Raw genomic sequence first — 24,830 nt, 5'->3', positions numbered from 1 at the left:
TTAGGCTACATTTTGTGAATGGTGACTTGGAGGAGCCGTGTGCGTAAATAGCGCAAGCACGGTTCTGTGAGGGGGGAGTAACACAATCTACCGCAAGGTAGAGAGGTTCTCTTCTACTCGACTAGTTGAAGATCATGGGTTAGGCAACTCTCTTTTCTTATTGAACTAACGGGGCAGGTTAGTTGAATAACAATATTATATTTTGTAACTTTTTTTATGAAATGGTGACTAATATAATAAAGGGGTGAACAATATCAATAAAAATATCGAATTTTCTATTTTTACATTTATGCTGGTATTAATATTAGTTGGATGTAGTGATAATGATAAAAAAGTTTATAATACTACCGGTGCTATTGATGAAAGTACAACTCAAAATACGCCTGGAGTGTCGGGAGATAGCAGCACTGATAGTGCTATAAACACAGAAATTACGCTCAGCACGGAAGAGAATGTATTACAGGATTCCCCCAAATATGTAGCTAATAATGAAGGGGAACTATCTATTCAGGATTCTGAAACGGCTTATGAAATGTGTGTGAGAGCGCTGACTGACTATTATAAGGCGGTCTGGAATGGCTCGGATATTGAATTGGATACATTTATCGACAACGAAAACCTTAAACAGTATACGCAAAAGAAAATTCAATCCAAATATGACGTGTATGGAAAATTTAATGAAAAGGTGCAAAATATTGAGATTAGCGCTTGGGAAGTGGAGTATACTGATGATGTGGATGGAGGTTTTCTCTATTTAAAATTACCTGCGGATATTAAAAAGACTGTAGGTAGTTATGGTGAAGTAACTGAATTTCTTGTACGTAATGTAAACGGCAAGTTAGTCATTGTTGATTGGTATACTGGTGCAAAAGATAGTTATGATTTCTTGGTGCGTGGAGAAAATCTAACGATTGACAACCCTAATATTTGGAATGATAGTGAATGGGTAAAGAAGTTAAATAGTAAACAGATTGAATTTTCAGGCTCAACTCGATAATTAGTCATTTACAGCTAACTTAGCAATAAAATTTAGTTAATGAAATCCCAATATGAGACTTGCTACAAAACTAATTTCTCTTATTAAACTAACGGGTGCTGTAGTTAAACAAGACCATCATTTCGATGGTCTATTATTACGTCCAAAACATCAAGTAGATTTCGGCAATCAATTGTGAAATGTTACACTTAAACTAACAAGACAGGTTACTAAAAAATAGTATAGTGTGGAATTAGAAGATGGAACATATCTAATAATTTCGTGGGAGCTACGGCTAAAGTCTTATATTTTATAAGACTATCACTGTATTTACGGCTTAATAAATCTTTGTTATGCTTTTTATGGAAATAATTTCTTATATAAAGGAGATATCTATGTGAAGAAAATGAAGAAAATATTATTAGCAGTAGTAACAGTCGTAATTATAATAGCTATATACCTTAAAATTGAATTATCTGATGAAGAAGAATATAAAATGTGTTTAGGGGCACAGGGAATTTCGAACACAATTGCCAAAGTACTTGGTGACGAACCATCTAATGCTTGTAATGAATAAAAAGAGGTTGAGAATCATTAACTAATAGTGTTTTTTCTTTATACTATCAAAAATAATATAGGCTTTTTAGCAGCCAATTTAAAGAATAAAAAAATGGTTATTATTTCAAGACATTTAACAGAAGAAAAGTGAAGCTTATTCAACAATTGCACTCTTTTGTTGATTAAGCTTCACTTTTCTTCTTAAACTAACAGGTGCTTTAGTTGAACAAGTGGCTGCCTGTAAGGGTAGCTTTTTCTTATAGAACTAACAGGGCAGGATAGTGTAAGAAGGGAAAAAGAATTATCCATAGAAATAAAATAATGAAAGGAGAGTCAAAGAATGAAAAGGCGAAAAGTGGGAATTAGGGTAATTGAGTACAAAATAAAATCCTTCTTCTGAAATGACAAAGTGGGTACAATATGAGGGTTTACAACCTTTAAAGGATTAATTGACAGGGAAATTTGATATTGAATTTTGGTGGCCAATAAAAAAAGGGTAGCTTTAAGCTACCTTTTAGGTCATTCAACACGTTTATCAGTTGTAGTTAATAAGAGCTATCTTGTCGAATGAGGCATGCACTCCAAAGTGGTCCGATATGAATCTGCCGTTGCGCTGGAATTTGAGTACCTTGATATCTTCAAGCATGGGGACAAGGTATGTGCCTGCCGTCATTATATGCATGGGGACAAGGTGTGTGCCTGCCTTCATTAACACATAGTCTAGTCGCTGATTGTTCGATGGACGGTCTTCGGAATCTTCATAGAAGTTGTTGTCTATGACAAACGTATGTCCGCTAGCGGCCTGATTACCAGCCAATGTCCAGCAGTCGCGCGGTGCACCCAACCGGCTAAGCAGCTGAGCGTAGTGCTGAGGGTTCTCTCCGGGAATATTTAGGTCCCCCATGATGATATGCTGCTGCCCACGCCACGGCCACGCTATAAAGTTGTTCATCGCATTGAGCTGAGAGTAAAGCGTATTGACGCCATCATTGGTCGAAATGTCCTGCGTATGGGAAAAGAATATGTTGAGCGTGTCTGGCCAGGAAACGGGTTGTATTCGAATGAAAATCATGCCCTTGTTGGCGAAGTAGTCAAAACCATCAGAATCTTGAAATACTGTATAGTCAGCAGCTAGTATAGAATGCTTGCTTAATAGGAGTAATCCGCCATCTTCATCCCAATCAGGCTCATCTGGCCCCTCTTGGAAGTAAGGGTACAGATCTCTTAGCTCATTACGAATTTTTGTGCGCTCGCTATCATCAAACACCTCGCAAAGACCCACTACATCCGGTGCCAGAGCTTTAATTCTAGCCACTATTTCTGCAATCGCTCCTTCACGATCGGTGCCCTTGTAAAAGGGTTCAACAAGAAGGGCCATGTTGTACGTCATGATGGAAAATGGTGCGAAACGAACTGAAAGCTTGAGAGGCCCAGAAGGGTGACCTAGCAGTTTTCTCAAACTCAGGAAATCCTGCGGCATGTGGCCAATATGTTCGGCCAACCGTCTCAAGGAGAGCATAGTGTTTGACATTTTACACATCCTTTCTGTTCCCACTCCTTAATCCCTATCCCTCTTCGCAAAACCAAATGTACACGGTGCTACCTTTACGCAGAAAGGTGCCCGGCGGTGGTTCAATTTTGCACACTCTGTCGTAAAGCTCTGGAGGATAGCCATCAATATCGTGATATACGATATCAAACCCAAGGTCTTCGGCAGACGAATACAATACCCCCATATCGTCCCCATTTTCGACCTCTTCTCGCGTGCTCCAGGGCGGTACGGCCGCAGCGTCGAAGAGATTTGCCAAGCTGGTCAAAGCATTCCGTATTTCATCTATTGCATCATGGCCTGAATATAGGTTAAGGTGTCTTATGTCATACTCGATTCGATCGATCAACTCCGTCAGTTTCCTCTCTTCTCCATTCCTTGCTGACTTCCAGCGGATTTCTCCGGCAACCGTCAAGTCTCTAGCAACTGTAATATTGCTACCTACTGTCACCCCACCGGGATAATCGCCATTAAAATTGATGGTTAACCCGTCATATCCATCATGGACCAGTGCTCGGCGAAATCCTCCCGTTCTGCGCCGAGCAGGAGCATCTAGGATGAGGTCAGATGCCGTAGTCCGCAGAACGGATCCCTCGATGACAACATGGTTTCCGTCGCCTTCATCTAATTTGATGTCTGTTGGCATTACCGTTGCCTCCCTTAGATATATTGCAGTATATTTCTGCCCATTAATCATAAAATTATTCCAAATAACGTTTTAGTATTATATACCATTGTTAATATATCAGATAATATACAGTCTACTTGATAGGTTTATCTAACTGCTTATATGGGATATCAAATAAATATTTTCTTTTACCTTACAAAAAAAGTTTAATCAACAATCGGGCGCTTTAATATTAGAATTTCCTTAACGTTGTAAATGCGCATATTTCTGACGATACCTCAACCATTACTCGTAAAGGCATATGAATAATGGAGAAGAGAAATCGATATGTTTTGAAGTTTATTAAGCTAATGGTTTTTTAAAGCTGGATTGGAGCATTCTTTGTTAAAGATACTGAACTAACGAAGTAGTTTAGTTCAATAAGGTTTCATTCCTTTTGATGGGTTAATTTAGCAACAAATGAATTGAAACATCATTGATTCGGAAAACGTATAAGAAGAAACTCTAAAAAAGGAATTGAAGAAAATTGGCACAGTATTTTTATTTACTAATCTTGTCGTTTGTAATGCTTGTGGGGATGTCGGCTTATTTTTGGCATTTTTATAAATTGAAAAAGAAAAACGGAGATTCGTATAAGATACCGATCAAGGACATTCTTGGTGTCGCATTTTTATTTCTCCTATCAGGGTTCCTGTTTGTTTATTCTTTGTTAGATCTGCCTAACATTTTAGCTGATAAGACGAAACAATATAAAGGGGATTGTGAAATCGTTATATTCGATATTACAAGAGGAGGCCATACGGAGGCTAACTTTGGAAAGCATAGCATTATGTTTCCTAAGAATTATCAGGGAGTAGAAGAAGTTAACTACTACTGTGAAGTGGAATATTATCCACGAACTGAACAAGGAAAGGCATTGAAACTTTATCAGTCAAAAGGCGGAAAATTAATAAATGAAAAATAGTGTTTCATCTACAACTAACGGGTGCTTTAGTAAAACAAGACCATATTGGTAGTGACCCCTTAAAGTTAGAGTTTTATTCATGCAGCTAAATGGCTGGCGTGAGTTCGGTATTTTACCGGACTCATGCCGGCCAATTTTTGTTTGATTCGATCGTTATTATAGTAATCGATATACTTCTCTATTTTCTCCTTTAATGCTTCATAGGGAACTAATTCTTCCCCATAATACATTTCTTGTTTGAGTAAGCCAAAGAAGTTCTCCATTGCCGCATTGTCTGCACAGGTTGCTTTACGAGACATGCTTTGGAAAATCTTGTTTTGCTTTAATGTTTTCACCCATGAATGATGTTGATAATGCCAGCCTTGATCCGAATGAATGGTTGTACGATATTGTGCACGCTTATGAATATTTGGTAGTGCTTGTTTTAATGAGTCCATGACGAATTCCAGTGTAGGTCGTTTCGACATACTGAAACCAATTATTTCACTGTTGTATAAATCCATAATTGGGCTTAAATATAGTTTTTCATGATTTGTGCACTTGAATTCTGTTACGTCTGTCACAAGTTTTTGTAAGGCGTGCGGTGTATTGAAACGGCGGTTTAAACGATTCTTCGCTATTTTTCCTACCGTCCCTTTATATGATTTATAGCGAGATTTACGTATGAATTTTACACACTTTAAATTTAATTCCTTCATGATTCGCTGTACTTTTTTATGATTGATTTTGTGTCCTTGCGCTTTTAAATCCGCATGAATTCGACGATAGCCATATCGACCTTCATGCTTTTCAAATGTCTCCAAAATCAACGTTTTCCATGCTTGGTCTGAATCTTCCTGCTTCATTTGCTTAATGTGATAATGATACGTTGCTTCTGGAATAGCTACTCGTTTTAAAACATCCTTTAATCGGAATCCTTCTTCTTTGAGTTCAAAGGAGATCGCTGCTTGTGCTTTTCGAGGAAGACGTCCGGGTTCTCTCGAAAAGCCTTCAACTTTTTTAAATACGCAATCTCCAGACGAAGCAGTTCATTTTCACGTTCTAACTTTTCCTCACGAGACATCATTTTTTCTTCTTGAGTAGCTTTTGATTTTTTAGGCATAGTAGTTGGCCGTCCCCTCTTTGTCATCAGGCCTTCTATTCCTTCTTTCAAAAATTTATAATTCCAATCAGCTATTAAAGCTGGATGATTCATATGAAATTGAATCGCTGTATCTTGGTAAGAAGCACCTGTTTGTTTCTTAAAGTTTAATATATCCAATTTGAATTGAACAGGATATTCTTCATGCCTTTTTTTCCGTTGCAAGCCTTCTTCTCCAAAAGCTTTATAAGCCCTAACCCAGTGTTTAATAGGCGTTGGAGATGGAATACCAAACTTTTGCGCCAATAATAGGTACCCTAAATTCCCCTTCAAATACTCTTGAACAACCATTAATTTGAATCCATCACTATATTTTGCCATAGAAAAACACCCCAAAAGTTAGATTTTTTACTCTAACTTTTGGGGTGCAGCACCCTTTCCGATGGTCTATTTTTATTTCTAAAACATCAAGAAGATCTCAGAAATCCATCTGCGAAATGTTACACTTAAACTACCGTGGCAGTAATCTTAAATAGGAAATTTAAAAGGAGGTTCTTAAATGGAAAAATACAAATTAGTATTACTAACAATTATTACACTTGTGCTATTGTACATAGCATTTATAATTTCAGACCCAGGTTTTGGAATAGGATATTAAGCTAATTGCTGCGTCGATCCAGGAAGGGTTAACCGCCTTTCTTGCGGAAATTTTTATTAAGCTAACGGGGCAGTTTAGTTGAAGAAAAAGGTAATTTTGCGAGTGCTGAATAAGTTAATATATGTAAATTGTTGAATAAAAGGGGTGCTTTACTTCAAGTGAACTGCGCCCTAAATTTCGGACAGTTTAATAAAAGGAACCTTGCTTTTTAAGCAGCGATTAGATGACTTCGGTATTCTGCCGGAGTCATCTTTTTTAAATTCCATTGTCTTCTTGATTCATTATAGAAAATCATATATTGATTAACCAATTGTTTTAGATCTTCAAATGTTTGTACTTGTTTATAGTCCATTTCATCTTTCATATGACCAAAGAATGATTCCATTGGCGCATTATCGATACAGTTGCCTCTACGAGACATTGATTGTTTCAAATTCATTTGTTTCACACTTTTTTGAAATTCCGGATGTGTGTAATGGAAGCCCTGATCAGAGTGTATCATGGCTTCTGGATGAACATTGCCATCTAATTTTTCATCTAACTTTCTAAGCGTATGAAAAACAATTGACATTTTCAGAGTCTGTGATAATTCGTAGGCGACGATTTCGCGGGAAGCGACGTCTTTCACACAAGATAAGTAAGCAGTTTTTCCGCGATACTTTAGATAGGTAATATCTGTTAAGAATACTTTTCCAGGTTCATCTTGTGTAAACTCTCGATTTAATAAGTTTGGTAATGTCTTATGTTCTTGAGTAGCTTTTGCAATATTTTTATATGGGTTTGCACGACGAACTTTCGCAAAGAAATTATATTTGCGCATTAGACGGCGAATTTTCTTTGGATTCATTGGATTTCCAAGTAACTCACATACTTTCATATAAAGCCCACGATAGCCTATTTTCCCATTGAATGCATCGTAGATGCATCTTAAAAAGAGATAATCTTCATAATCATTGTTCTCTCGAATTGCATGTTTTTCAGTATTCTGTAGCCATGCATAATAACCACTTCGACTAACATGTGCGACAGCACATAATTCAGAGACACTATTGGTTAGTTGATATTTGCGAATTACTTCATTGATTACTTCGTATATTTCATGTGGCTCAACTTGCGTTTCTTCGCCTTCCTTTCGAGTTCCTCCAGCTTTTTTAGCAATTCAATTTCAGCTTCTAGATAACGAATACGAGCCTCTGCTTTTTCTAGCTTCTTATCAGCGGATAGATTATTCGTTGATGGCCTTCCTGTGCTTCCTTTTCCTCGACGTTCTTCTAAAAAACCATTTTCTCCATATTGATTAAAAGTGTTTCTCCAACGGTTTAAAGATGATTTAGCTTTTTTAGGGCCAATCATTTCAAGGTCAAATCCATTTTCTATAAAGATTTGAGTAGGTCCTTTACCAGCTAAATTCTCTTTCACTGCGTTTATTTTAAATTCAGGTGTATATTGAATCGCTCGATCAGATACCGAAGCAACATTGGGGTTGGCTTCTAACAGTTGACGTTGATGTTCATTAAAATAGATTTTACTCATAAAAAAACTCCCGTTCAGATTAATTATGTTTTAGTATAACGGGCTTTTTCCAAAGAAAAAACCCTGAATAGGGCACTTTTTTTAAAGTGTCTACTATTCGTGGTTCAGTTCAAAGTCTGGGGATGGCACTTTTTTCTTGAACTAACAGGGCAGGTTAGTGCAATTAGGATTTACATTAAAACAGTAATATACATCATACTTTTGTCTAATTAGAATAAAATGGTAGTAAAAAGATATTGGAGGGGTTTTATGAAGCTAGTAGGACAACAAGTTTATCTTCGACTTTACAAAATTTCTGATGCCAGCGAGTTAGCTGGATTGCTTACTAGAAATCGCGATTTTTTTCAACGAGTTAGCCCATTACTCCCAGAAGCCTTTTATACAGAGGAATATCAAAAAATACGCCTTCAACAGGCATTAAAAAAGACAGATGAAGGGCAATTATATGCCTTTGGAATCTTTTTAAATACAACTGATAAACTTATCGGAGACATTTCATTAACTCAAATTGCTAGGGGAGACCTCCAAAGCTGTTATACGGGATTTACTTTAGATAAGGAGTTTAATGGAAAGGGCTATACAACAGAAGCTCTTCAACTTGTTGTAGACTTTGCTTTTACAGAATTAAAATTACACAGAATTGAAGCAGGAGCTATGCCTGACAACATAGCATCTATTCGTGTATTAGAAAAAGTAGGGTTTAAAAAAGAAGGTATAGCTAAAGAAAATCTAAAGATTAATGGCAAATGGACAGATCATCAAATATTGGCTATCATCAACAGCTTGGATGTGTAAGCTCATCATATTATGTAAACGAGATTTTGGTACTTATCTAAGGAGTTGCTTGCCAACTCTCTTTTTTATCGAAGATTGAGTAATGTTTCACTTAAACTAACGGAGCAGGTTAGCTGTACAAGTTATAAATTTAATTGTTTAAAGTTATAGAGCATTTCTTTGAATGAGGATTGCTTTTTATTATTGCTTAAAACAAAAACCTACAATAAAAATGTTATTCAAATTAATAAAAATTTATTGTAAAACGATAAAACATATATTAAAATCAAATTAGAATAAATAAGTGAGGTGCTTTTTATGGAAAAAGTAACAACGTTGTTTTTAAAAATAGCTGTTATTCTTCTAGGAGTCCCAGTTCTTGCTCTGTGCATCTTTTTGGTGCCTGAGATGGCGAATTTTACAGCAGAATTGCTTCCAGAGTTTGCTTTTTTAAAATATCTCGTTTTCATAGCTTTTGATGCATCGGCGATACCTTTTTACTTTGCTTTGTATCAGGCTTTCAAACTCTTGCGCTATATTGACAAAAATAAAGCTTTCTCCGATTTATCTGTAAAAGCTTTAAAGAAAATAAAATACTGTGCCATCACAATCAGTATTTTGCATGTGCTAGTTTGGCCGCTCTTCTATATCTTTGCGGAAGTAGACGACGCACCAGGAGTTATCTTTGTCGGATTGGTTGTTCCTTTTGCTTCGATGGTTATCGCAGTCTTTGCGGCTGTTCTCCAAAAACTTTTACAAGAAGCAATTAATATCAAATCAGAAAATGATTTAACGGTCTGAGGTGAATAACAATGGCGATTATAATCAATATTGATGTGATGTTAGCAAAAAGGAAAATGAGCGTAACAGAACTTTCGGAGAAGGTTGGAATAACAATGGCGAACCTTTCTATATTGAAAAATGGAAAGGCAAAAGCGATTCGATTATCCACTTTAGAGGCAATTTGTAAGGCTTTAGAATGTCAGCCTGGAGATATTTTAGAATACAAAAGTGACGAAGACAGTTAAACATTGTGGAGGAAACTTAATATAACAATTATTAGGGGAGGTATAACTATGGACATTAACAATTTGATTATTGAAAATATTGCTAACCCTCATGAGCTGGAGAGAATGTATAGAAAAGACCCGAAAGCTTTTAAAAAGTCATTCTCACACGCATGGGAACAAAATCCTGATTCTCAGGTTCTTGGTGTTTGGTATGAAAGATTGCATTTCAAGGAGACGGCAAATACAGAAAAATCTTCCTTGCTTCAAAAAGGTTTCTTATTCATGGGCATTTTAGCCATTCTGGCCGGGATAAGCACCAGGATCATTTTCCATTTTGTCGAACAGGAAGCAATTGCTCCAATTAACCTGGCTTTTGGTATAATTCCCTTTATTGCTGCCTATTTTGTTTACAATAATACTCCGAAAAAAAGTGTTATTTATTCCCTTGCAGCGTTGTTTCTATTTTCCGGGTTTTATCTTAATATGCTGCCATTAAATTATAAAGACAGTATTATTCTTGTTTATTTACACCTTCCTATATTCTTATGGGTATTGGTAGGGCTTGCATTTACAGGAAATGAATATTCAAAAGGCAGTACAAGATTAGCCTATATTAAATTTAATTTGGAATATTGTATTCTCTACGCCAGCATGGCAGTTAGCGGAATGGTACTAGCAGCATTAACCATGCAGTTATTTAGTTTTGTTGGCTTAGATATAGAAGACTTCTATTTTAGTAATGTCGTTTTATTTGGTGCTGCCGCTCTCGCTATTGTGGCTGCATACCTGGTATCAATGAATCTTAAACTTGCTAAGAATATTACACCATATATAGCTAAAATTTTTAGTCCTCTTGTCCTGGTCACATTGTTGGTCTATCTTATAACGGTTATATGGGTCGGAAAAAATCCATTCTTGGACCGCAATTTCCTGATAGCCTTCAACGGAATACTCCTTGGAGTATTGGCCGTTACCATATTTTCCATTATCGAGAGCGACTCAGACGAGAAAAAGAACATTTCAGATTATATAAATTTTGCCTTAATTGTTCTTGCGCTTATCATTGACAGTGTGGCTTTGTCAGCCATCGTGTTCAGACTTTCTTCTTATGGGATTACGCCTAATAGACTTGCTGTTTTAGGAGTAAACATACTTATCTGGGCAAATCTAATTTGGATTATGCTCTCCTATATGCGTTTTCTACAAAACAAATCCGGACCTTCAACTATCCAAGATGCCGTTACTAAGTATTTGCCGGTCTACGGACTTTGGGCAGCTTTCGTTACATTTACTTTTCCTATAATTTTTAATTAGAAAGGCTCTGTTTATGTAACGAAAAGCTAATCTTCTATAACGTATAAAATCCTTAGAGCCGATATTATGCAGCTTTTTATACAGAGTTGCATAGTTTTGGCTTATTTTCATTACTAAAGTTAAAAAGAGGGTATTCAAACTACAAGACATAATATATTGTTACAACTGGATTCTTTAAAAATGTCCAGTTTCATGTGCCCAACGAAAAAGGACTTCATGAAACGTATTTGATAAGCTAAACTTGCAGGTATTAAGTTTAAGTTTGAGTTTGATTTAGATTAAATGTGAAAAGATGTAATTACACTAAAGATGGCTTTAGTTAAAGATCGTTGGTAGTATCAAATTCCACAAGAATCCATTCAACTCGTATGGGATGCGATTGCACTACATACGACACCCGGTGTTGCTGAACACAAACAGTCAGAAGTAGCGCTCCTCTTTCATGGCGTAGGTTTAGACGTGATGGGAGATGGCTTTAAACAATTTCCTGAAGACTTACGGGAAGAAATTATCAAAGCGTTCCCAAGTAACAATTTCAAAAAGGAAATTATTCCAGCGTTTTATGAGGGCTTTAAGCATAAGCCAGAAACTACCTTTGGCAACATGAAAGAAGATGTTATTCAACATTTTCAGCCGGAATACAAAAATAAGAACTTCTGTCATTGTATTTTACATTCCCCATGGTCGGAATAATTGTTTCAAAAAAGATTGGCCAATGCCCTGTATTCATCTTACAGGGCTATTATTTATTCCTTTAATTTCAGATGTATTATTCCATTATCGGGCGCGATTGTGGAATAAACGTCTCTTTTCTTACTCAACTAACGGGTGCTATACTTGAAGATCGTTGAGTTGCTTAGACGGCTCTTTTTTCTTATTAAACTAACGCAGCAGTTTAGTAGAAGAAGAGGTTGAATAAACCACACTTTTTTCTGTATAATAATTCACATAAACGGACGTAAGAGGCTATCTATCTTTACTTATGAGAGAAGTGGTTATGTGAGTTTGTATTTTGCATATGTAATGGTAGGTTTGACCATCGCAATGCCTGTAGGGGCAATTACTGTCGAAATGACTAAACAAGGATTGAAAAATGGATTTTTACATGGATGGGCAGTAGGGTTAGGCGGTATGACAATTGATTTTGTGCTAATCATTTTGCTATCAACAGGACTTGCTTCTATCTTGGCGTTACCTATTATTCAAATTCCAATGTGGCTTATCGGAGCTGTGTTTTTATTGTATTTAGGTTACGATTCATTAAAAAATGCTGATAAAGATATCACTTTATCAGGAGAAAGAGTAACAAAGTCTTTTATTAGCTCTTATAAGAATGGTCTTCTTGTGGCTGTATCTCCAGGTAATCTTGTTTTTTGGGTAAATGTATTTGGAGTAGTACTTGCAAAAAATTATGCAAGCGATGAAAGTCATTTTTTCATTGTTGCATTAGGGATTTTAAGTGGAATATTGCTACATGATATTGGATTACTCACCATTATATCCATTACAAGAAAAGCACTAAATCGAAATATGATTAAATGGTTAACAATAGTATCGGGGATTTTATTAATTGGTTTTGCAGGATATTTTGTTTATGAGTTTATTCAAAGTGTGAAGTTATATATATAATATTCTTTGAAAAAGTGATTGTTTCAATGAGAATCACTTTTTCACTAACGAGTGCTTGTGCGGCCGAGCTTAGGTCGTATCATATAGCGGGTGGGATTCCCGCCGAGAAAGAACTAGCCATTCACTCGTAGCGAGTCTTGGAGGGCTACTGGTAACATTAGCCTTTAAGCGTAGACAGTTAGGTGGCGGGCCGAAAGCCAAATGGTTGAAGGGATTGAGCTCCATAATGTTAGTAAATCGAGAGGGCTGATGCCTTAAGCACAGCAGAAAGCAACATTTTATCCGTCGTTAAAGGCAAGAAGGATAAAACCTCTCTGGAGTCAGAGACCTTGGCACGTCACACATCGATATGATACGGCAACTCGGGAGGCCCTACCGGTCTTTTCTTCTATAGAAGAGTATGGTGTACAAGCGATAATAAGCAAGGAAACCAAATGCCGTTGTAGGGAGTCGGATAGCAGCGTAGTACCAATGAAGTTGGGTAATGCCGATGGAGGAAAGGCTGCTACCAAGTTATCACCCTTACTAGGGGCACATTTACTACACACTGAGGTAGAGATAATAAATGTAAACTAAACTAGTAAGGATAGCAGAATTAGTAAAATCCAAACGAAAGAGATTAGGCTACATTTTGTGAATGGTGACTTGGAAGAGCCGTGTGCGTAAATAGCGCAAGCACGGTTCTGTGAGGGGGGAGGAACACAATCTACCGCAAGGTAGAGAGGTTCNATTTACTACACACTGAGGTAGAGATAATAAATGTAAACTAAACTAGTAAGGATAGCAGAATTAGTAAAAAATCCAAAAGAAAGAGATTAGGCTACATTTTGTGAATGGTGACTTGGAGGAGCCGTGTACGTAAATAGCGCAAGCACGGTTCTGTGAGGGGGGAGTAACACAATCTACCGCAAGGTAGAGAGGTTCTCTTCTACTCGACTACTTGAAGATCATTGAGCTGTTTAGACACTCTTTTTTCTTATTCAACTAAAGAGGCAGGTGTGCGGCCGAGCCTAGGTCGTATCATATAGCGGGTGGGATTCCCGTCGAGAAAGAACTAGCCATTCACTCGTAGCGAGTCTTGGAGGGCTAATGGTAACATTAGCCTTTAAGCGTAGANGGCTACATTTTGTGAATGGTGACTTGGAGGAGCCGTGTGCGTAAATAGCGCAAGCACGGTTCTGTGAGGGGGGAGTAACACAATCTACCGCAAGGTAGAGAGGTTCTCTTCTACTCGACTAGTTGAAAATGTACACTGTAAGTAATCCCTTTATATGAAATATGTATACTTAAAACTTAAAATAGAATCCATTCTGTTCAGTCTTTTTTTCAGAATGGATTCTTTTTATTTTCACTATTTAGGATTGAGTAGGTACTTTTAATCAGTCGTTATTTCTAAACTTCTGGAAAAAGAAACAAAACATGGTAAGTAGATTTATAAAATTAGAGGAGGTTTATACCCGCTACCTCCTTAATTTCACATAGCATTGATAATAGTTATTCATCACCGCCATAACGTAGCATTCGGTATCCAACTCGAATGTGCGTCTGGATATATTTTGGGTTGGCTGGATTCTCTTCAATTTTCTTACGGAGTGTAGCCATAAATACACGCAGACTAGGGACATCCGACTGAAGTACAGTTTGCCAAACCTCTTTTAATAGAAAGTTATGAGTTAGTACCTTACCAACATGCTTTGATAGAACGACTAGCAACTTATATTCAATAGGAGTTAAATGTACTTCTTTTCCACTTACAAATACTGTGTTGGCTAAGTAATCAATTTGTAAATCACCGTTTACAAACACCGGCTGTTCTTGATTCAAATTGGGTTCGTTAGTATTTCTTCTAAATGCTACTCGAATGCGTGCAAGCAATTCTTCTATGCTAAATGGTTTCGTCATGTAGTCATCTGCACCAGCATCGAGCGCATTGATCTTATCATATTCTTCGCCTCGTGCACTTAAGACGATAATGGGGATTTGAGCCCAACTACGGATTTTATGAATAAGATCGACGCCGTCCATATCAGGTAGTCCGAGATCAAGAATAATTACAGCCGGTGTCATTGTAAGCACTTTTTGCAGTGCGCTTTGGCCATCTTTTACAATGTCGTATTCATAGTGCTGGCTATTTAATGTCATCTTGATCAAGTGACCGATAGCTACATCATCTTCTACAACGAGGATGCGTTTATTCATCGATATTCACAACTCCTTTTTCAAGCTTAAAATTAAAAATGGTACCTATAGGTTCATTATCTGCAACAGTAAGCTCGCTTCCATGTAATTTTAAGATTGTTTGGCACAATGCTAATCCCAGTCCGAGACCACGTCCGCTGTCACTTCGCTGAACTTTCCCCGTTGTAAAAGGTTCAAACAGTCTAGCTTTTAACGAATCTTCAATACCAGGTCCATTATCCATGATGCTAAAGTGTACTGATTTACCTATTTCCTTAGCAGTTATGATCACCTCGCTACCTGCAGGAGTATAGTTCACCGCATTATCGATAATGTTAATAATCACCTGAATAATAAGGCGTGCATCCATCAATGCCAGTAATAATTCAGGCTCGACATTGTATGTGATTTTGTGCGTATTGTTCATGCGAACGACGTGTAAAAGTGCTTCCTGTATAATATCTTCCACAAGTTCTGGTTGCATCTCAATCGCTAGTTGCCCATCATCTAATCTTGATACGGCAAGCAAGTTTTCCACCATTTGTACGAGCCATTTCGAGTTGTTATAAATATCCTGGTATAGTTGATTTCTCTCTGTATTATTAATCTTTATTCCATTCGCCAATAATATTTCAGCATTTCCTGAGATGGTTGTAAGTGGTGTCCTTAAATCATGTGATACTGCTCTTAAAAGGTTTGTTCTCATTTGTTCAAGCTCCGCCTCTCGAGCAACTTCTTCATTTAATTTCTGTAAATACCATTTATCAAGTGCAAATGAAAAGTCATTCAAGATGGCGTGTAGTATATGACGCTCAAACGCTGGCAATGGTGATTCTTTGGATAGAGCGATTCCAATCACACCTTTCACATTGTCACCGGATACAAAAGGTATATAATATGCATTCGCTTCAGGAAAGATATCAGTTGATACGCCTGCTACGTGCTTATTATTGGCTACCCAGGTTACTATACCACGCTCGCTTACATTGTCGAATAGTGTTGCTATTTCTTTATTTTCTATATTAGTCATACTATCTGTTCGGAAAAAAGTAGATTTTACAATCAATTTATTCTCTATTTCAAAAAATTCAACTGGTTTTTCTACTAGTTTTACAATTTGAGACATGCCCTCTGTAATAATCTCTTCTAAAGATTTTGCGTGCTGTAATTTACGATTTGTTTCGAGTAATACTTCCATTCTATAAGATTTTTGAACTGCGGCAACAGCTTGTTTCTTTACTTTTCTCGTTAGACTACTAGTGATAAAACCGGAAAGGAACATGATGAAAAAAGTCATTAGATAGTCTCGATGATATGCTTCGAATGAAAAGCGTGGTTCGGTAAAGAAATAGTTGAAAAGGAGGACAGCCACTAGCGAATTAATGACGCTCATCATCCATCCGGATGTCCATGACGCAAGTACTAACACACCTAATATATAGATGGTGATTATGTTTGATTCACTAACTCCTATAGCAAAGAAAAACAGTCCAATGAGTGATGTCAAACTGAATACGACTGACATCTTCAGCAAGTCCATCCACTCAAATTTTAACTGACTTTTTACATTTGGGAAGCTCATCTTTTCGTTTTCTTGATCAGGCACAATATGTATTGCTAGGTTCGGAGCAAAGTCATTGAGCCGGTCACTTATTTTGGAGTTAGAACGCCACCATTTCTTTTTCATAGCAGATCTTCCTATAACAAGCTTTGTTACACCGCTTATTTGAGCATAATTTGCAAGTGCAGATGCTACATCGTCTTCCTGTACAATCACGACATGACCACCGAGCTGCTCCGTCAGTTTGATGTGTTGCTGCAATCGCTCGGAATTCGCTTCGTTACTACCGTTACTTTCCACTTTTTGTACATAAAGCGCTGTAAATTTACCATGTATAGCTTGTGCAAGTCTAGCTGCTGTCCGAATAACTTTAGCATTGGTTGGTGAACTACTGATACCTACCAATAGATGCTCCTCCACATGTACACTTTGAACCAAAGGATTACTCTCGTAGGTCTTATGATGATAAATTGTGTCTGCAGTCCGACGAAGTGCAATTTCACGAAGAGCCACTAGATTTTGTTTTCGGAAAAAAAAGTCCAACGCTTTTTCTGCTTGTTCTAAATGATAAATCTTACCTTCTTTTAATCGTTGAATTAAATCATCTGGTTCGATGTCCACAAGCTTTATTTGAGCTGCTTCATCAATTAAATAATCAGGAATACGCTCTCGTACCTTCACCCCAGTAATTTCTTCTACCACATCGTGAAGACTCTCAATATGTTGGATATTAACAGTCGTGTACACATGGATACCTTTCGCCAGTAATTCTTCCACGTCACCATAACGTTTTAAATGACGCATAGTAGCAACATTTGTATGAGCAAGCTCATCTATAAGAACAAGCTGTGGCCTACGTTTAAGCACCGCATCTATGTCCAGTTCCTCAAAAGTCTTTCCTTTATAGTTTATTTTTCTAGTTGGTATTAGTTCAAGTCCTTCTAATAGGGCGGCTGTTTCTGGACGGGGATGGGGTTCTACATAACCTACCACAACGTCCATACCGAGTTTTTTGGCTTGCTGAGCAGTATCAAGCATTGCGTATGTTTTACCTACTCCAGCGGCGTATCCAAGAAATATTTTAAGTTTGCCTACTTTTGCTTCTTTTTCTTCTTGCTTAATCTTTGCTAATATTTCCTCCGGACTTGGCCGTACGTCATCCATCACCTTTCACCTCACTTATATTATAGCTCCAACTTCCATTAAGAAAGTATAAAGATTTAACCTTAATGCCTTCTTAATATAAATTGCTTTTTCCTAACACTACGTTAATTTGAATTACATTACGATGTAGACATCCAAGTAAAGAAAGGGTGATTCAATTGATGGACGTTTATATGATTGCTTTACTAATCATAAGTTTTGCTAGTCTTTATGCTTTAACAATTTGGTGCTACAAGCAAGTAAAACATTAGGGAGGAATGGTTATGTGGTTAGTAATAGGAGTTATCATCGTAATGCTATTTGGCTATCTAGGGCATGCATTACTTTATCCAGAAAACTATTAACTTGATTCAGCAAATAATAACTGCTGATTCAAGTTAAGCCTCCGGCGGATGTCACAAATTTTGAAAGGAGTTAATTGCGCAAGCGCAATTCAAAATTTGGACGCAATTACGCCGGGGCGTAATTGATAATACCTTTAGGAGGTAGGGAGTATGTGGCAAATTGCCATTGTATTAGTTATTTATATACCGCTAGTCATCTTAGCGGGTCATTATCTATATCACGTGACGATGCAGCAAAAGACCTTGCTCGATCCGGTGTTGAACCGCGTCGATCATCTCATCTTCAAACTTAGCGGCATCAAGCAAGTCGATATGACTGGTAAACAATATGTATTAGTGTTGATTCTTTCGAATGCTTTTATGGTATTCATCGGATACTTATTATTACGCATTCAATCTGCTTTGTTTTTAAACCCAAACGACATTAATAATATGGAAGCGACACTTTCTTTCAATACGATAATTTCTTTTATGACAAATACAAACCTGCAGCATTATAGTGGGGAATCAGGGTTAAGTTATTTATCTCAGATGCTAGTCATCACATTCATGATGTTTACGTCTGCTGCAACTGGTTATGCGGCATGCATGGCTTTCTGCCGTCGCCTAGTGGCAAAGACCGATACACTTGGAAATTTCTATGTTGACTTTGTTCGGGTGATTACACGTATATTAATACCTTTTTCTATCGTCGTTGCAATCATCTTAGTATCTCAGGGTTCACCGCAAACTTTAAGTGCAAATGAAACCGTTCAGACAATAGAGGGGAAGATGCAAGATATTGCTCTTGGACCGATAGCTTCACTTGAATCCATTAAGCATATTGGAACAAATGGAGGGGGGTTCAATGGGGCGAATTCAACGACACCGTTTGAAAACCCGACTGTTATTTCAAATATTGTGGAAATGCTATCTATGATGTTATTACCTGGTGCTTGTGTAGTCGCATTTGGTTTAATGGTGGCTTATCGAAGTAAGAAAACCATAGTTGGAAAACAAGGATTAGCCATTTTGGGAGCAATGAGTATCCTGTTTCTGATTGGATTGGTTACTTGTTATGTAGCTGAGCGTTCAGGAAACCCTATCATTAGTGATCTTGGCATCACGCAGGAACTTGGCAGTATGGAAGGAAAAGAAATGCGCTTTGGAGTCGCACAATCTGCGTTATTCACTGTTGTGACAACTGCTTTTACAACAGGCTCTGTCAATAACATGCATGATACCTTAACACCGATCGGTGGACTTGTGCCTATGTTTAACATGATGTTAAACGTTGTATTTGGAGGCAAGGGAGTCGGATTGATGAACATGATGATGTATGTACTACTCACCATTTTCATTGCCTGTCTAATGATTGGTCGAACTCCTCAGTTTTTAGGAAAGAAAATTGAGGAAAAAGAAATGAAGTTAATAGCACTTTGTATATTAATCCACCCAGCAATCATTCTGCTGTTTTCAGGACTTGCTGTAGCAACATCAGCTGGAATTGCAGGAATCACAAATCCAGGTGCACATGGATTATCGCAGGTTTTGTATGAATTTGCTTCTTCCTCTGCAAACAATGGCTCTGGGTTTGAGGGGTTATCCGATAACTCAACATTTTGGAACGTGACAACAGGTCTCGCGATGTTCTTTGGTCGCTATCTAACAATTATTATTCAATTAGCCATTGCATCTCTGCTTGCTAAAAAAATGTGGCATAGCGAATCGGTGGGAACATTGAAGACAGACAATGCAATGTTTACATTTCTGCTCGTTGCAATTGTACTGATGATTGGAGCTTTAACATTTCTACCGGCACTGGCACTCGGTCCAATTACAGAACATTTACAAATACGTTCTTGACGAGGAGAGACAATAATGGAAACTACATCAAAAAAAAGTTTTATCACACGCGATATTATGAAGAATTCTATTCTAGGGGCTTTTAAGAAATTTAATCCGGTATATATGATAAAAAATCCTGTTATGTTCGTAGTAGAGATTGGGTTTATATTTGTTCTAATGTTAACTATTTTTCCAACTCTGCTGGATAATGGGGTAGGGGGGCATGATCGACTCTATAATGCCATTGTTGCTTTTGTTCTCTTTATTACAATACTATTTGCTAACTTTGCAGAATCTATTGCAGAAGGTCGAGGAAAAGCACAAGTACAGACGTTAAAGAAAACTAAAACGGTGACGCAGGCGTGTGTTTTGCTTCCCGATGGCTCCGAGGTGGTTAAGCAGGCCCATGAGCTGATAAAAGGAGATATTGTCTTAGTTCAGGCTGGTGAAGTCGTTCCAAATGACGGTGAAGTAATAGAAGGAATTGCTACAGTGGATGAATCGGCCATCACTGGTGAATCTGCTCCTGTCGTGAAAGAACGTGGTGGTGACTTTTCATCTGTTACAGGTGGTACCATTGTGACAAGTGACTGGCTAAAAATCGAGATTACTTCATTGCCTGGTGAATCGTTCTTAGACAAAATGATTTCCCTTATCGAAGGAGCAAGTCGTAAAAAAACACCAAATGAGATTGCACTTAACACACTATTAGTTAGTTTAACTATTATCTTTTTACTAGTTGTTGTTACTCTTTATCCTATGACTACCTACTTAAATGTGCATATTCCAGTAGCAACACTAATTGCGTTGACTGTCTGTTTAATCCCAACTACAATCGGTGGTTTGTTATCGGCAATCGGTATTGCAGGGATGGACCGGGTGACACAGTTTAATGTGATTGCTATGTCAGGAAGAGCTGTTGAGGCATGTGGTGACGTGGATACATTAATATTAGATAAAACAGGAACTATTACTTATGGGAATCGCATGGCAACTGAATTCTCACCGGTGAAAGGTGTAGATCAAAAAGAGCTGATACGAACTGGATGGCTTAGCTCACTAACAGACGACACACCTGAAGGAAAATCGATTTTATCACTTGCATGCAAATTAAACGTGGACACTGCTGATGAGAAAATGATTAAAGACACGAGCGAACACATTTCATTCACTGCGCAGACACGAATGAGTGGAATTGATATGCAAGACGGTACAAAAATTAGAAAAGGTGCTTACGATACGATAAAAAAAGCGAGTCTTGCTGCAGGTCATGTTATTCCAAAAGACTTAGAGCAAATAGTCCGCGAAGTATCATCATTAGGTGGAACACCTCTAGTTGTGGCGAAAAACAATAAGATTTTAGGAGTCATTTATCTAAAAGATATTGTAAAATCCGGATTGAAAGAACGTTTTGAACAACTACGAGCAATGGGCATTAAAACTATAATGTGTACCGGGGATAACCCGCTGACCGCCGCTTCCATCGCAAAAGAAGCTGGAGTGGATGGTTTTATAGCAGAAAGCAAACCAGAAGATAAGATAAAAGTCATCAAAGATGAGCAGGCACTAGGTAAGATTGTGGCTATGACTGGAGATGGTACAAATGATGCACCAGCACTTGCTCAAGCAAATGTTGGTCTGGCGATGAATTCTGGGACAAATGCAGCTAAAGAAGCAGCTAATATGGTAGATTTGGATTCAAACCCTACGAAAATAATCGAAGTTGTGGAGATCGGAAAACAATTGCTGATGACTCGTGGTGCTCTTACAACATTTAGTATTGCGAACGACGTGGCTAAATACTTTGCCATTATCCCAGCAATGTTGATGGGAGCAGTCCCTGAAATGAAATCTTTAAACATAATGATGCTGAATACACCAACAAGCGCTATCATCTCTGCATTGATTTTTAATGCAATCATTATACCGATGCTAATTCCTATTGCTATGAAGGGTGTAAAATATAAGCCGATGAGTGCAGCCAAATTATTAAGCAAGAACTTGTTAATTTATGGATTAGGCGGTATTATCGCTCCTTTTATTGGGATTAAGCTAATTGATTTAATTATTGGACCAATTCTACACATAATTGGCCTATAGGAGGAAATGTTATATGAAAGGTTTTTTGGAAAACTCCAAGCAAGCGCTGTTGATCTCGTTAACAATGTTCGTTTTATGTGGTTTATTCTATCCATTTGCAGTCACTGGGATTGCTCAGGCATTATTTAACCACCAGGCTAACGGTAGCTTGATCGAAGTAGATGATAAAACTGTTGGCTCCGAACTTTTGGGGCAAGCATTTACTTCACCTGAATATTTTTGGGGTCGAGTATCTTCAGTAAATTACAATGTCTATACAAAAGAGGATACTGTACCAGATAATAAGGGGGAAACAGCTTATAGTGGTGTAAGTTCTGGAACTTTCAATTATGCTCCGTCCAACCCTGAACTAAAAAAACGAATAGAAGAAGATATAGAGGCATTTCTAAAACAAAATCCGAAAGTGAATCGGGAAGAAATTCCGGCTGACTTGATGACCGCTTCAGGATCCGGTCTAGATCCACATATAAGTGTAGATGCAGCATTTATACAAATAGAACGTGTTGCACAAGCAAGCGGGCTTACTATAGAGGAAGTGAAAGAAATTGTAAAAGTAAACACAGACTACCGTGTGTTAGGTGTAATGGGCGAAGACAAAGTCAACGTCTTAGCAGCAAACTTGGATATATATACAAAAATTAAGGAAGCTGAATTGTAAAGTCTAGATAATGCAAAACTTATAAACTTGTATAACTGTAAGTGGTATGCATTTTAGGTTTTACTATTCGATGAAGTAAACTTTTGTGCGTTAGTTTTACTATTAAGTGAAGTATATGAATAGTAATGATTAAGGAAGTAAGAAGAACCTAAATAATTCATCCTTATTCAACTAAAGAGGGGCTTTAGTTTAAGATCATTGGGTTGCTTAGGCAACCCTTTTTTCTTCTTCAACTAAAGGGGTAGCGTTTCTGTTTGGAGGATGTTCAGGGTTTTGAAAGAAAAAAAGTCCTCTAGTATGATGCTGAGTGTCAACTGTCATTGACCCATTGTCAAACAACGAGGACTCCTATATGAATTCTAAATGAATCAAAAAATTAATCAAGTTACTGAAATTACACTTGTTGTCGGCATGGATATTTTTCACAAGCCAAAGTAAGAATCACATTCCTGAGGAAAATTAAATAAGATCTTTATTATAACTACTTCATAATAAGTACTATAATCGCTATTATAATACATAAAATTCCGCTCAAAAATTGTCCTAAACCGGAAGCTTGTCCCGTTAACAATAAGTTGAAAATATTTTTACTTTTTTGATTTTTGCCAAATAAGCCATCGTCTGTTTTCATACGATAAAGACCCCAAACTATTAAAACTACACCAAAAATAAATAATATTATAAGCATTTAAATTCCTCCTTAGTCCATCTTATTGAAATGTATTATTTGTCATCCTCATCAAAAATAAAAGTTTCTTCAATTGATAAATTAAAAACTGACGCTATTTTATATGCAAGTAATACAGATGGATTATATTTTTGTTTTTCTAATGAGATGATTGTTCTTGAAGAAACACTAACTTTATCAGCTAACTCCTGTTGTGTTATTCCATGTTCTAGTCGTAATTCTTTTACATTATTTTTCATAGATCCCCCTATTTAAAGGACATTATTATAATATTTTCTAGAACCAATTTCACTAATTATCAAAGATATTAAAACAATAAATAAAGCAGTGTTTACAGGAAACTCCACGAAATTAGATAGAAACATAATAATGATAATTTCATATATCAGAACATGCAAGGAAAAGTAGGCAACTTTTCCATCAATTAAAACATCTCTTTCGTCATATTCCTTTGATAATTCTTTTTCTAGTGATTTGTTCTTTCGGGATTTAATCTAAGCAATTGTTGAATACAGCAAAACAATTCCACCTGAGAAAAATATGATATAACCAAAATTTAATCCTACAGATGTGTCAAGAATTATTTGAATGCTTCCCAATACTATTAGTAAGGTTGATACTAACAATCGCTGTATGAATAGATTCTTCAAACATACCTCTCCTAACCAACATTTTCTTCTGAAGTGAAGTTTCCTTCATGTGAAACAAACTTCATATTAGTGTATTCCAAAACAAATATCAAGCAGCAATTATTACCATTTAAAGAAACGGGATATTCACTTACCAACAAAAATAATCAAATGGCTCTTGATGTTGTGGAGGGACAAGAAGAGGAAACTAAACTACAACTTGTTAAGTAATTGCATACACCAGATTCATTAAAAAGGTAGGTGTGACGGGATGAATAAGCTTTCCCGTTTAGATATTCAAAAGATTGAATACTATTGGATTGATCATAAAGACAACAAAAGACAATTGAAATATCGTGAATGGGAGTTATTGAATCCTCATAACGATTTGGAAATGAATACAGGTGGAGGACAGAGCGGCAAAGTGTCCATGCCTACAGAAAACAAAGCAGTCTTACTTGCTGGAGATAAACGTTATCAAAATTTGCAACACATTGTAAACACTATAGAATCCATGTACTCTAAATTGAATCATGATTTAAAAACAATTGTGGACATGTTATTGGGATACAGATGGATGTTACGAATGGGAAGATATTGCGGATAAACTTTATATGTCACGGCATAAGGTGTTGCGTAAGTGGAATATATTGTTTGATAAGACGGCAGAAAGGATTGGGTGGGTATAAATGAGCAAAGAAAGAACGGTAACGTCAAGCGGCATTGGATTCGGAGTTGTTTTGGCTACAGTCATCTCCTGGAGTGTCAACAAGTCAATATTGTGGGCAATTCTTCACGGAATCTTTGGTTGGTTCTATGTAATTTATTATGCAATAAAATATTGAACTTCTTAACTATAGCGAAGTTCGCGAATAAATAATGATGCTAGTATGGATGTATGGACACAAGTTAGTTAAGTCTCTATCCTATAAATAGAGAGGACGTGTCCGGAATGAAACAAAAACGTTATAATCAAGAATTTAAACAAACAATTGTCGAACTCCATA

22 protein-coding genes and 2 pseudogenes are annotated in these 24,830 nt (G+C 37.0%); 14 read left to right on the top strand and 10 right to left on the bottom strand.

Going from position 1 to position 24,830, the window contains the following annotated elements; genetic code table 11:
* Nucleotides 1-244: 244 nt before the first annotated feature.
* From FG384_RS18875 to FG384_RS18870, 3 genes are all read left to right on the top strand, one after another.
* Complete coding sequence (locus FG384_RS18875; protein WP_240793494.1) at nt 245-997, top strand: hypothetical protein; 753 nt, start codon at nt 245-247, stop codon at nt 995-997.
* 52 nt (nt 998-1,049) lie between these two features.
* A complete protein-coding gene (locus FG384_RS20370) occupies nt 1,050-1,175 on the top strand; it encodes a hypothetical protein (protein WP_276612781.1) in 126 nt (41 codons plus the stop codon).
* A 198-nt stretch (nt 1,176-1,373) separates the two neighbouring features.
* On the top strand, nt 1,374-1,553 hold the full coding sequence (locus FG384_RS18870; RefSeq protein ID WP_142644234.1) for a hypothetical protein: 180 nt from the start codon (nt 1,374-1,376) through the stop codon (nt 1,551-1,553).
* A 516-nt stretch (nt 1,554-2,069) separates the two neighbouring features.
* Here FG384_RS18870 and FG384_RS18865 read toward each other — a convergent pair.
* Nucleotides 2,070-3,065: an endonuclease/exonuclease/phosphatase family protein gene (locus FG384_RS18865; RefSeq protein WP_166462493.1), complete on the bottom strand. Its 996-nt coding sequence runs from the start codon at nt 3,063-3,065 to the stop codon at nt 2,070-2,072.
* A 34-nt stretch (nt 3,066-3,099) separates the two neighbouring features.
* Nucleotides 3,100-3,729: a hypothetical protein gene (locus FG384_RS18860; RefSeq protein WP_142644232.1), complete on the bottom strand. Its 630-nt coding sequence runs from the start codon at nt 3,727-3,729 to the stop codon at nt 3,100-3,102.
* A 508-nt stretch (nt 3,730-4,237) separates the two neighbouring features.
* Between FG384_RS18860 and FG384_RS18855 the strand changes: the two genes are divergently transcribed.
* Complete coding sequence (locus tag FG384_RS18855) at nt 4,238-4,675, top strand: hypothetical protein (protein WP_142644231.1); 438 nt, start codon at nt 4,238-4,240, stop codon at nt 4,673-4,675.
* A gap of 77 nt (nt 4,676-4,752) precedes the next feature.
* Here the strand turns inward: FG384_RS18855 and FG384_RS18850 are convergent.
* The 3 genes and pseudogenes from FG384_RS18850 to FG384_RS18840 all read right to left on the bottom strand — a co-directional run.
* Nucleotides 4,753-5,619: pseudogene (locus tag FG384_RS18850) on the bottom strand (IS3 family transposase); the annotation flags it as partial.
* Nucleotides 5,580-6,107: a helix-turn-helix domain-containing protein gene (locus FG384_RS18845; RefSeq protein ID WP_240793495.1), complete on the bottom strand. Its 528-nt coding sequence runs from the start codon at nt 6,105-6,107 to the stop codon at nt 5,580-5,582. The gene FG384_RS18845 and the pseudogene FG384_RS18850, both read right to left, overlap by 40 nt.
* A gap of 515 nt (nt 6,108-6,622) precedes the next feature.
* A protein-coding gene (locus FG384_RS18840; RefSeq protein WP_142644228.1) for an IS3 family transposase occupies nt 6,623-7,947 on the bottom strand; the annotation gives its coding sequence in 2 pieces (ribosomal slippage) (nt 6,623-7,551 and nt 7,551-7,947; 1,326 coding nt in all).
* 249 nt (nt 7,948-8,196) lie between these two features.
* Here FG384_RS18840 and FG384_RS18835 point away from each other — a divergent pair.
* The 6 genes and pseudogenes from FG384_RS18835 to FG384_RS18810 all read left to right on the top strand — a co-directional run bounded on the left by FG384_RS18835 (nt 8,197) and on the right by FG384_RS18810 (nt 12,674).
* The gene (locus tag FG384_RS18835) at nt 8,197-8,742 is read left to right on the top strand and encodes a GNAT family N-acetyltransferase (protein ID WP_142644227.1); all 546 of its coding nucleotides are present in this window, start codon (nt 8,197-8,199) and stop codon (nt 8,740-8,742) included.
* 297 nt (nt 8,743-9,039) lie between these two features.
* On the top strand, nt 9,040-9,522 hold the full coding sequence (locus tag FG384_RS18830; protein ID WP_142644226.1) for a DUF2975 domain-containing protein: 483 nt from the start codon (nt 9,040-9,042) through the stop codon (nt 9,520-9,522).
* Nucleotides 9,523-9,533: 11 nt separating this feature from the next.
* Nucleotides 9,534-9,749: a helix-turn-helix domain-containing protein gene (locus FG384_RS18825; protein ID WP_017153334.1), complete on the top strand. Its 216-nt coding sequence runs from the start codon at nt 9,534-9,536 to the stop codon at nt 9,747-9,749.
* Nucleotides 9,750-9,797: 48 nt separating this feature from the next.
* A complete protein-coding gene (locus FG384_RS18820; RefSeq protein ID WP_142644225.1) occupies nt 9,798-11,045 on the top strand; it encodes a DUF4153 domain-containing protein in 1,248 nt (415 codons plus the stop codon).
* A gap of 336 nt (nt 11,046-11,381) precedes the next feature.
* A pseudogene (locus FG384_RS18815) lies at nt 11,382-11,738 on the top strand (phosphohydrolase); the annotation flags it as partial.
* Nucleotides 11,739-12,044: 306 nt separating this feature from the next.
* Nucleotides 12,045-12,674, top strand: a complete 630-nt coding sequence (locus FG384_RS18810; protein ID WP_142644224.1) for a LysE family transporter — start codon at nt 12,045-12,047, stop codon at nt 12,672-12,674.
* Between the two features lie 1,494 nt (nt 12,675-14,168).
* On the opposite strand, the gene FG384_RS18805 is transcribed toward FG384_RS18810, so the two are convergent.
* Together FG384_RS18805 and FG384_RS18800 are read right to left on the bottom strand one after the other, a co-directional pair.
* Nucleotides 14,169-14,873: a response regulator gene (locus FG384_RS18805; protein ID WP_142644223.1), complete on the bottom strand. Its 705-nt coding sequence runs from the start codon at nt 14,871-14,873 to the stop codon at nt 14,169-14,171.
* Entirely contained in the window at nt 14,866-17,577 is a 2,712-nt protein-coding gene (locus FG384_RS18800) for a sensor histidine kinase (RefSeq protein ID WP_142644222.1), read from the bottom strand. Before FG384_RS18800 ends, FG384_RS18805 begins: the two co-directional genes overlap by 8 nt.
* Before the next feature lie 494 nt (nt 17,578-18,071).
* Here FG384_RS18800 and kdpA point away from each other — a divergent pair, with 494 nt between their 5' ends.
* From kdpA to kdpC, 3 genes are read left to right on the top strand one after another with little or no spacing between them, the layout of a single operon-like run.
* Nucleotides 18,072-19,766: a potassium-transporting ATPase subunit KdpA gene (gene kdpA / locus FG384_RS18790; protein WP_142644221.1), complete on the top strand. Its 1,695-nt coding sequence runs from the start codon at nt 18,072-18,074 to the stop codon at nt 19,764-19,766.
* A gap of 15 nt (nt 19,767-19,781) precedes the next feature.
* Complete coding sequence (gene kdpB, locus FG384_RS18785; RefSeq protein WP_142644220.1) at nt 19,782-21,848, top strand: potassium-transporting ATPase subunit KdpB; 2,067 nt, start codon at nt 19,782-19,784, stop codon at nt 21,846-21,848.
* A 13-nt stretch (nt 21,849-21,861) separates the two neighbouring features.
* Nucleotides 21,862-22,506 carry a potassium-transporting ATPase subunit KdpC gene (kdpC, locus tag FG384_RS18780; RefSeq protein WP_142644219.1) on the top strand — a complete coding sequence of 215 codons (645 nt, stop codon included), beginning with the start codon at nt 21,862-21,864 and terminating at the stop codon, nt 22,504-22,506.
* 481 nt (nt 22,507-22,987) lie between these two features.
* On the opposite strand, the gene FG384_RS18775 is transcribed toward kdpC, so the two are convergent.
* The 3 genes from FG384_RS18775 to FG384_RS19925 all read right to left on the bottom strand — a co-directional run bounded on the left by FG384_RS18775 (nt 22,988) and on the right by FG384_RS19925 (nt 23,844).
* On the bottom strand, nt 22,988-23,194 hold the full coding sequence (locus FG384_RS18775) for a hypothetical protein (protein WP_142644218.1): 207 nt from the start codon (nt 23,192-23,194) through the stop codon (nt 22,988-22,990).
* Between the two features lie 35 nt (nt 23,195-23,229).
* On the bottom strand, nt 23,230-23,433 hold the full coding sequence (locus FG384_RS18770) for a helix-turn-helix transcriptional regulator (RefSeq protein WP_142644217.1): 204 nt from the start codon (nt 23,431-23,433) through the stop codon (nt 23,230-23,232).
* 255 nt (nt 23,434-23,688) lie between these two features.
* Complete coding sequence (locus tag FG384_RS19925) at nt 23,689-23,844, bottom strand: hypothetical protein (protein WP_166462492.1); 156 nt, start codon at nt 23,842-23,844, stop codon at nt 23,689-23,691.
* 250 nt (nt 23,845-24,094) lie between these two features.
* On the opposite strand from FG384_RS19925, the gene FG384_RS18765 reads away from it, so the two are divergent.
* Nucleotides 24,095-24,430: a hypothetical protein gene (locus FG384_RS18765; RefSeq protein ID WP_142644216.1), complete on the top strand. Its 336-nt coding sequence runs from the start codon at nt 24,095-24,097 to the stop codon at nt 24,428-24,430.
* Nucleotides 24,431-24,830 lie beyond the last annotated feature (400 nt).

This window comes from Psychrobacillus vulpis, assembly GCF_006861825.1.
GTDB lineage: Bacteria > Bacillota > Bacilli > Bacillales_A > Planococcaceae > Psychrobacillus > Psychrobacillus vulpis.
Note: the sequence above shows the minus strand (reverse complement) of the source record. Positions and strands in the feature narration are given on the sequence as shown.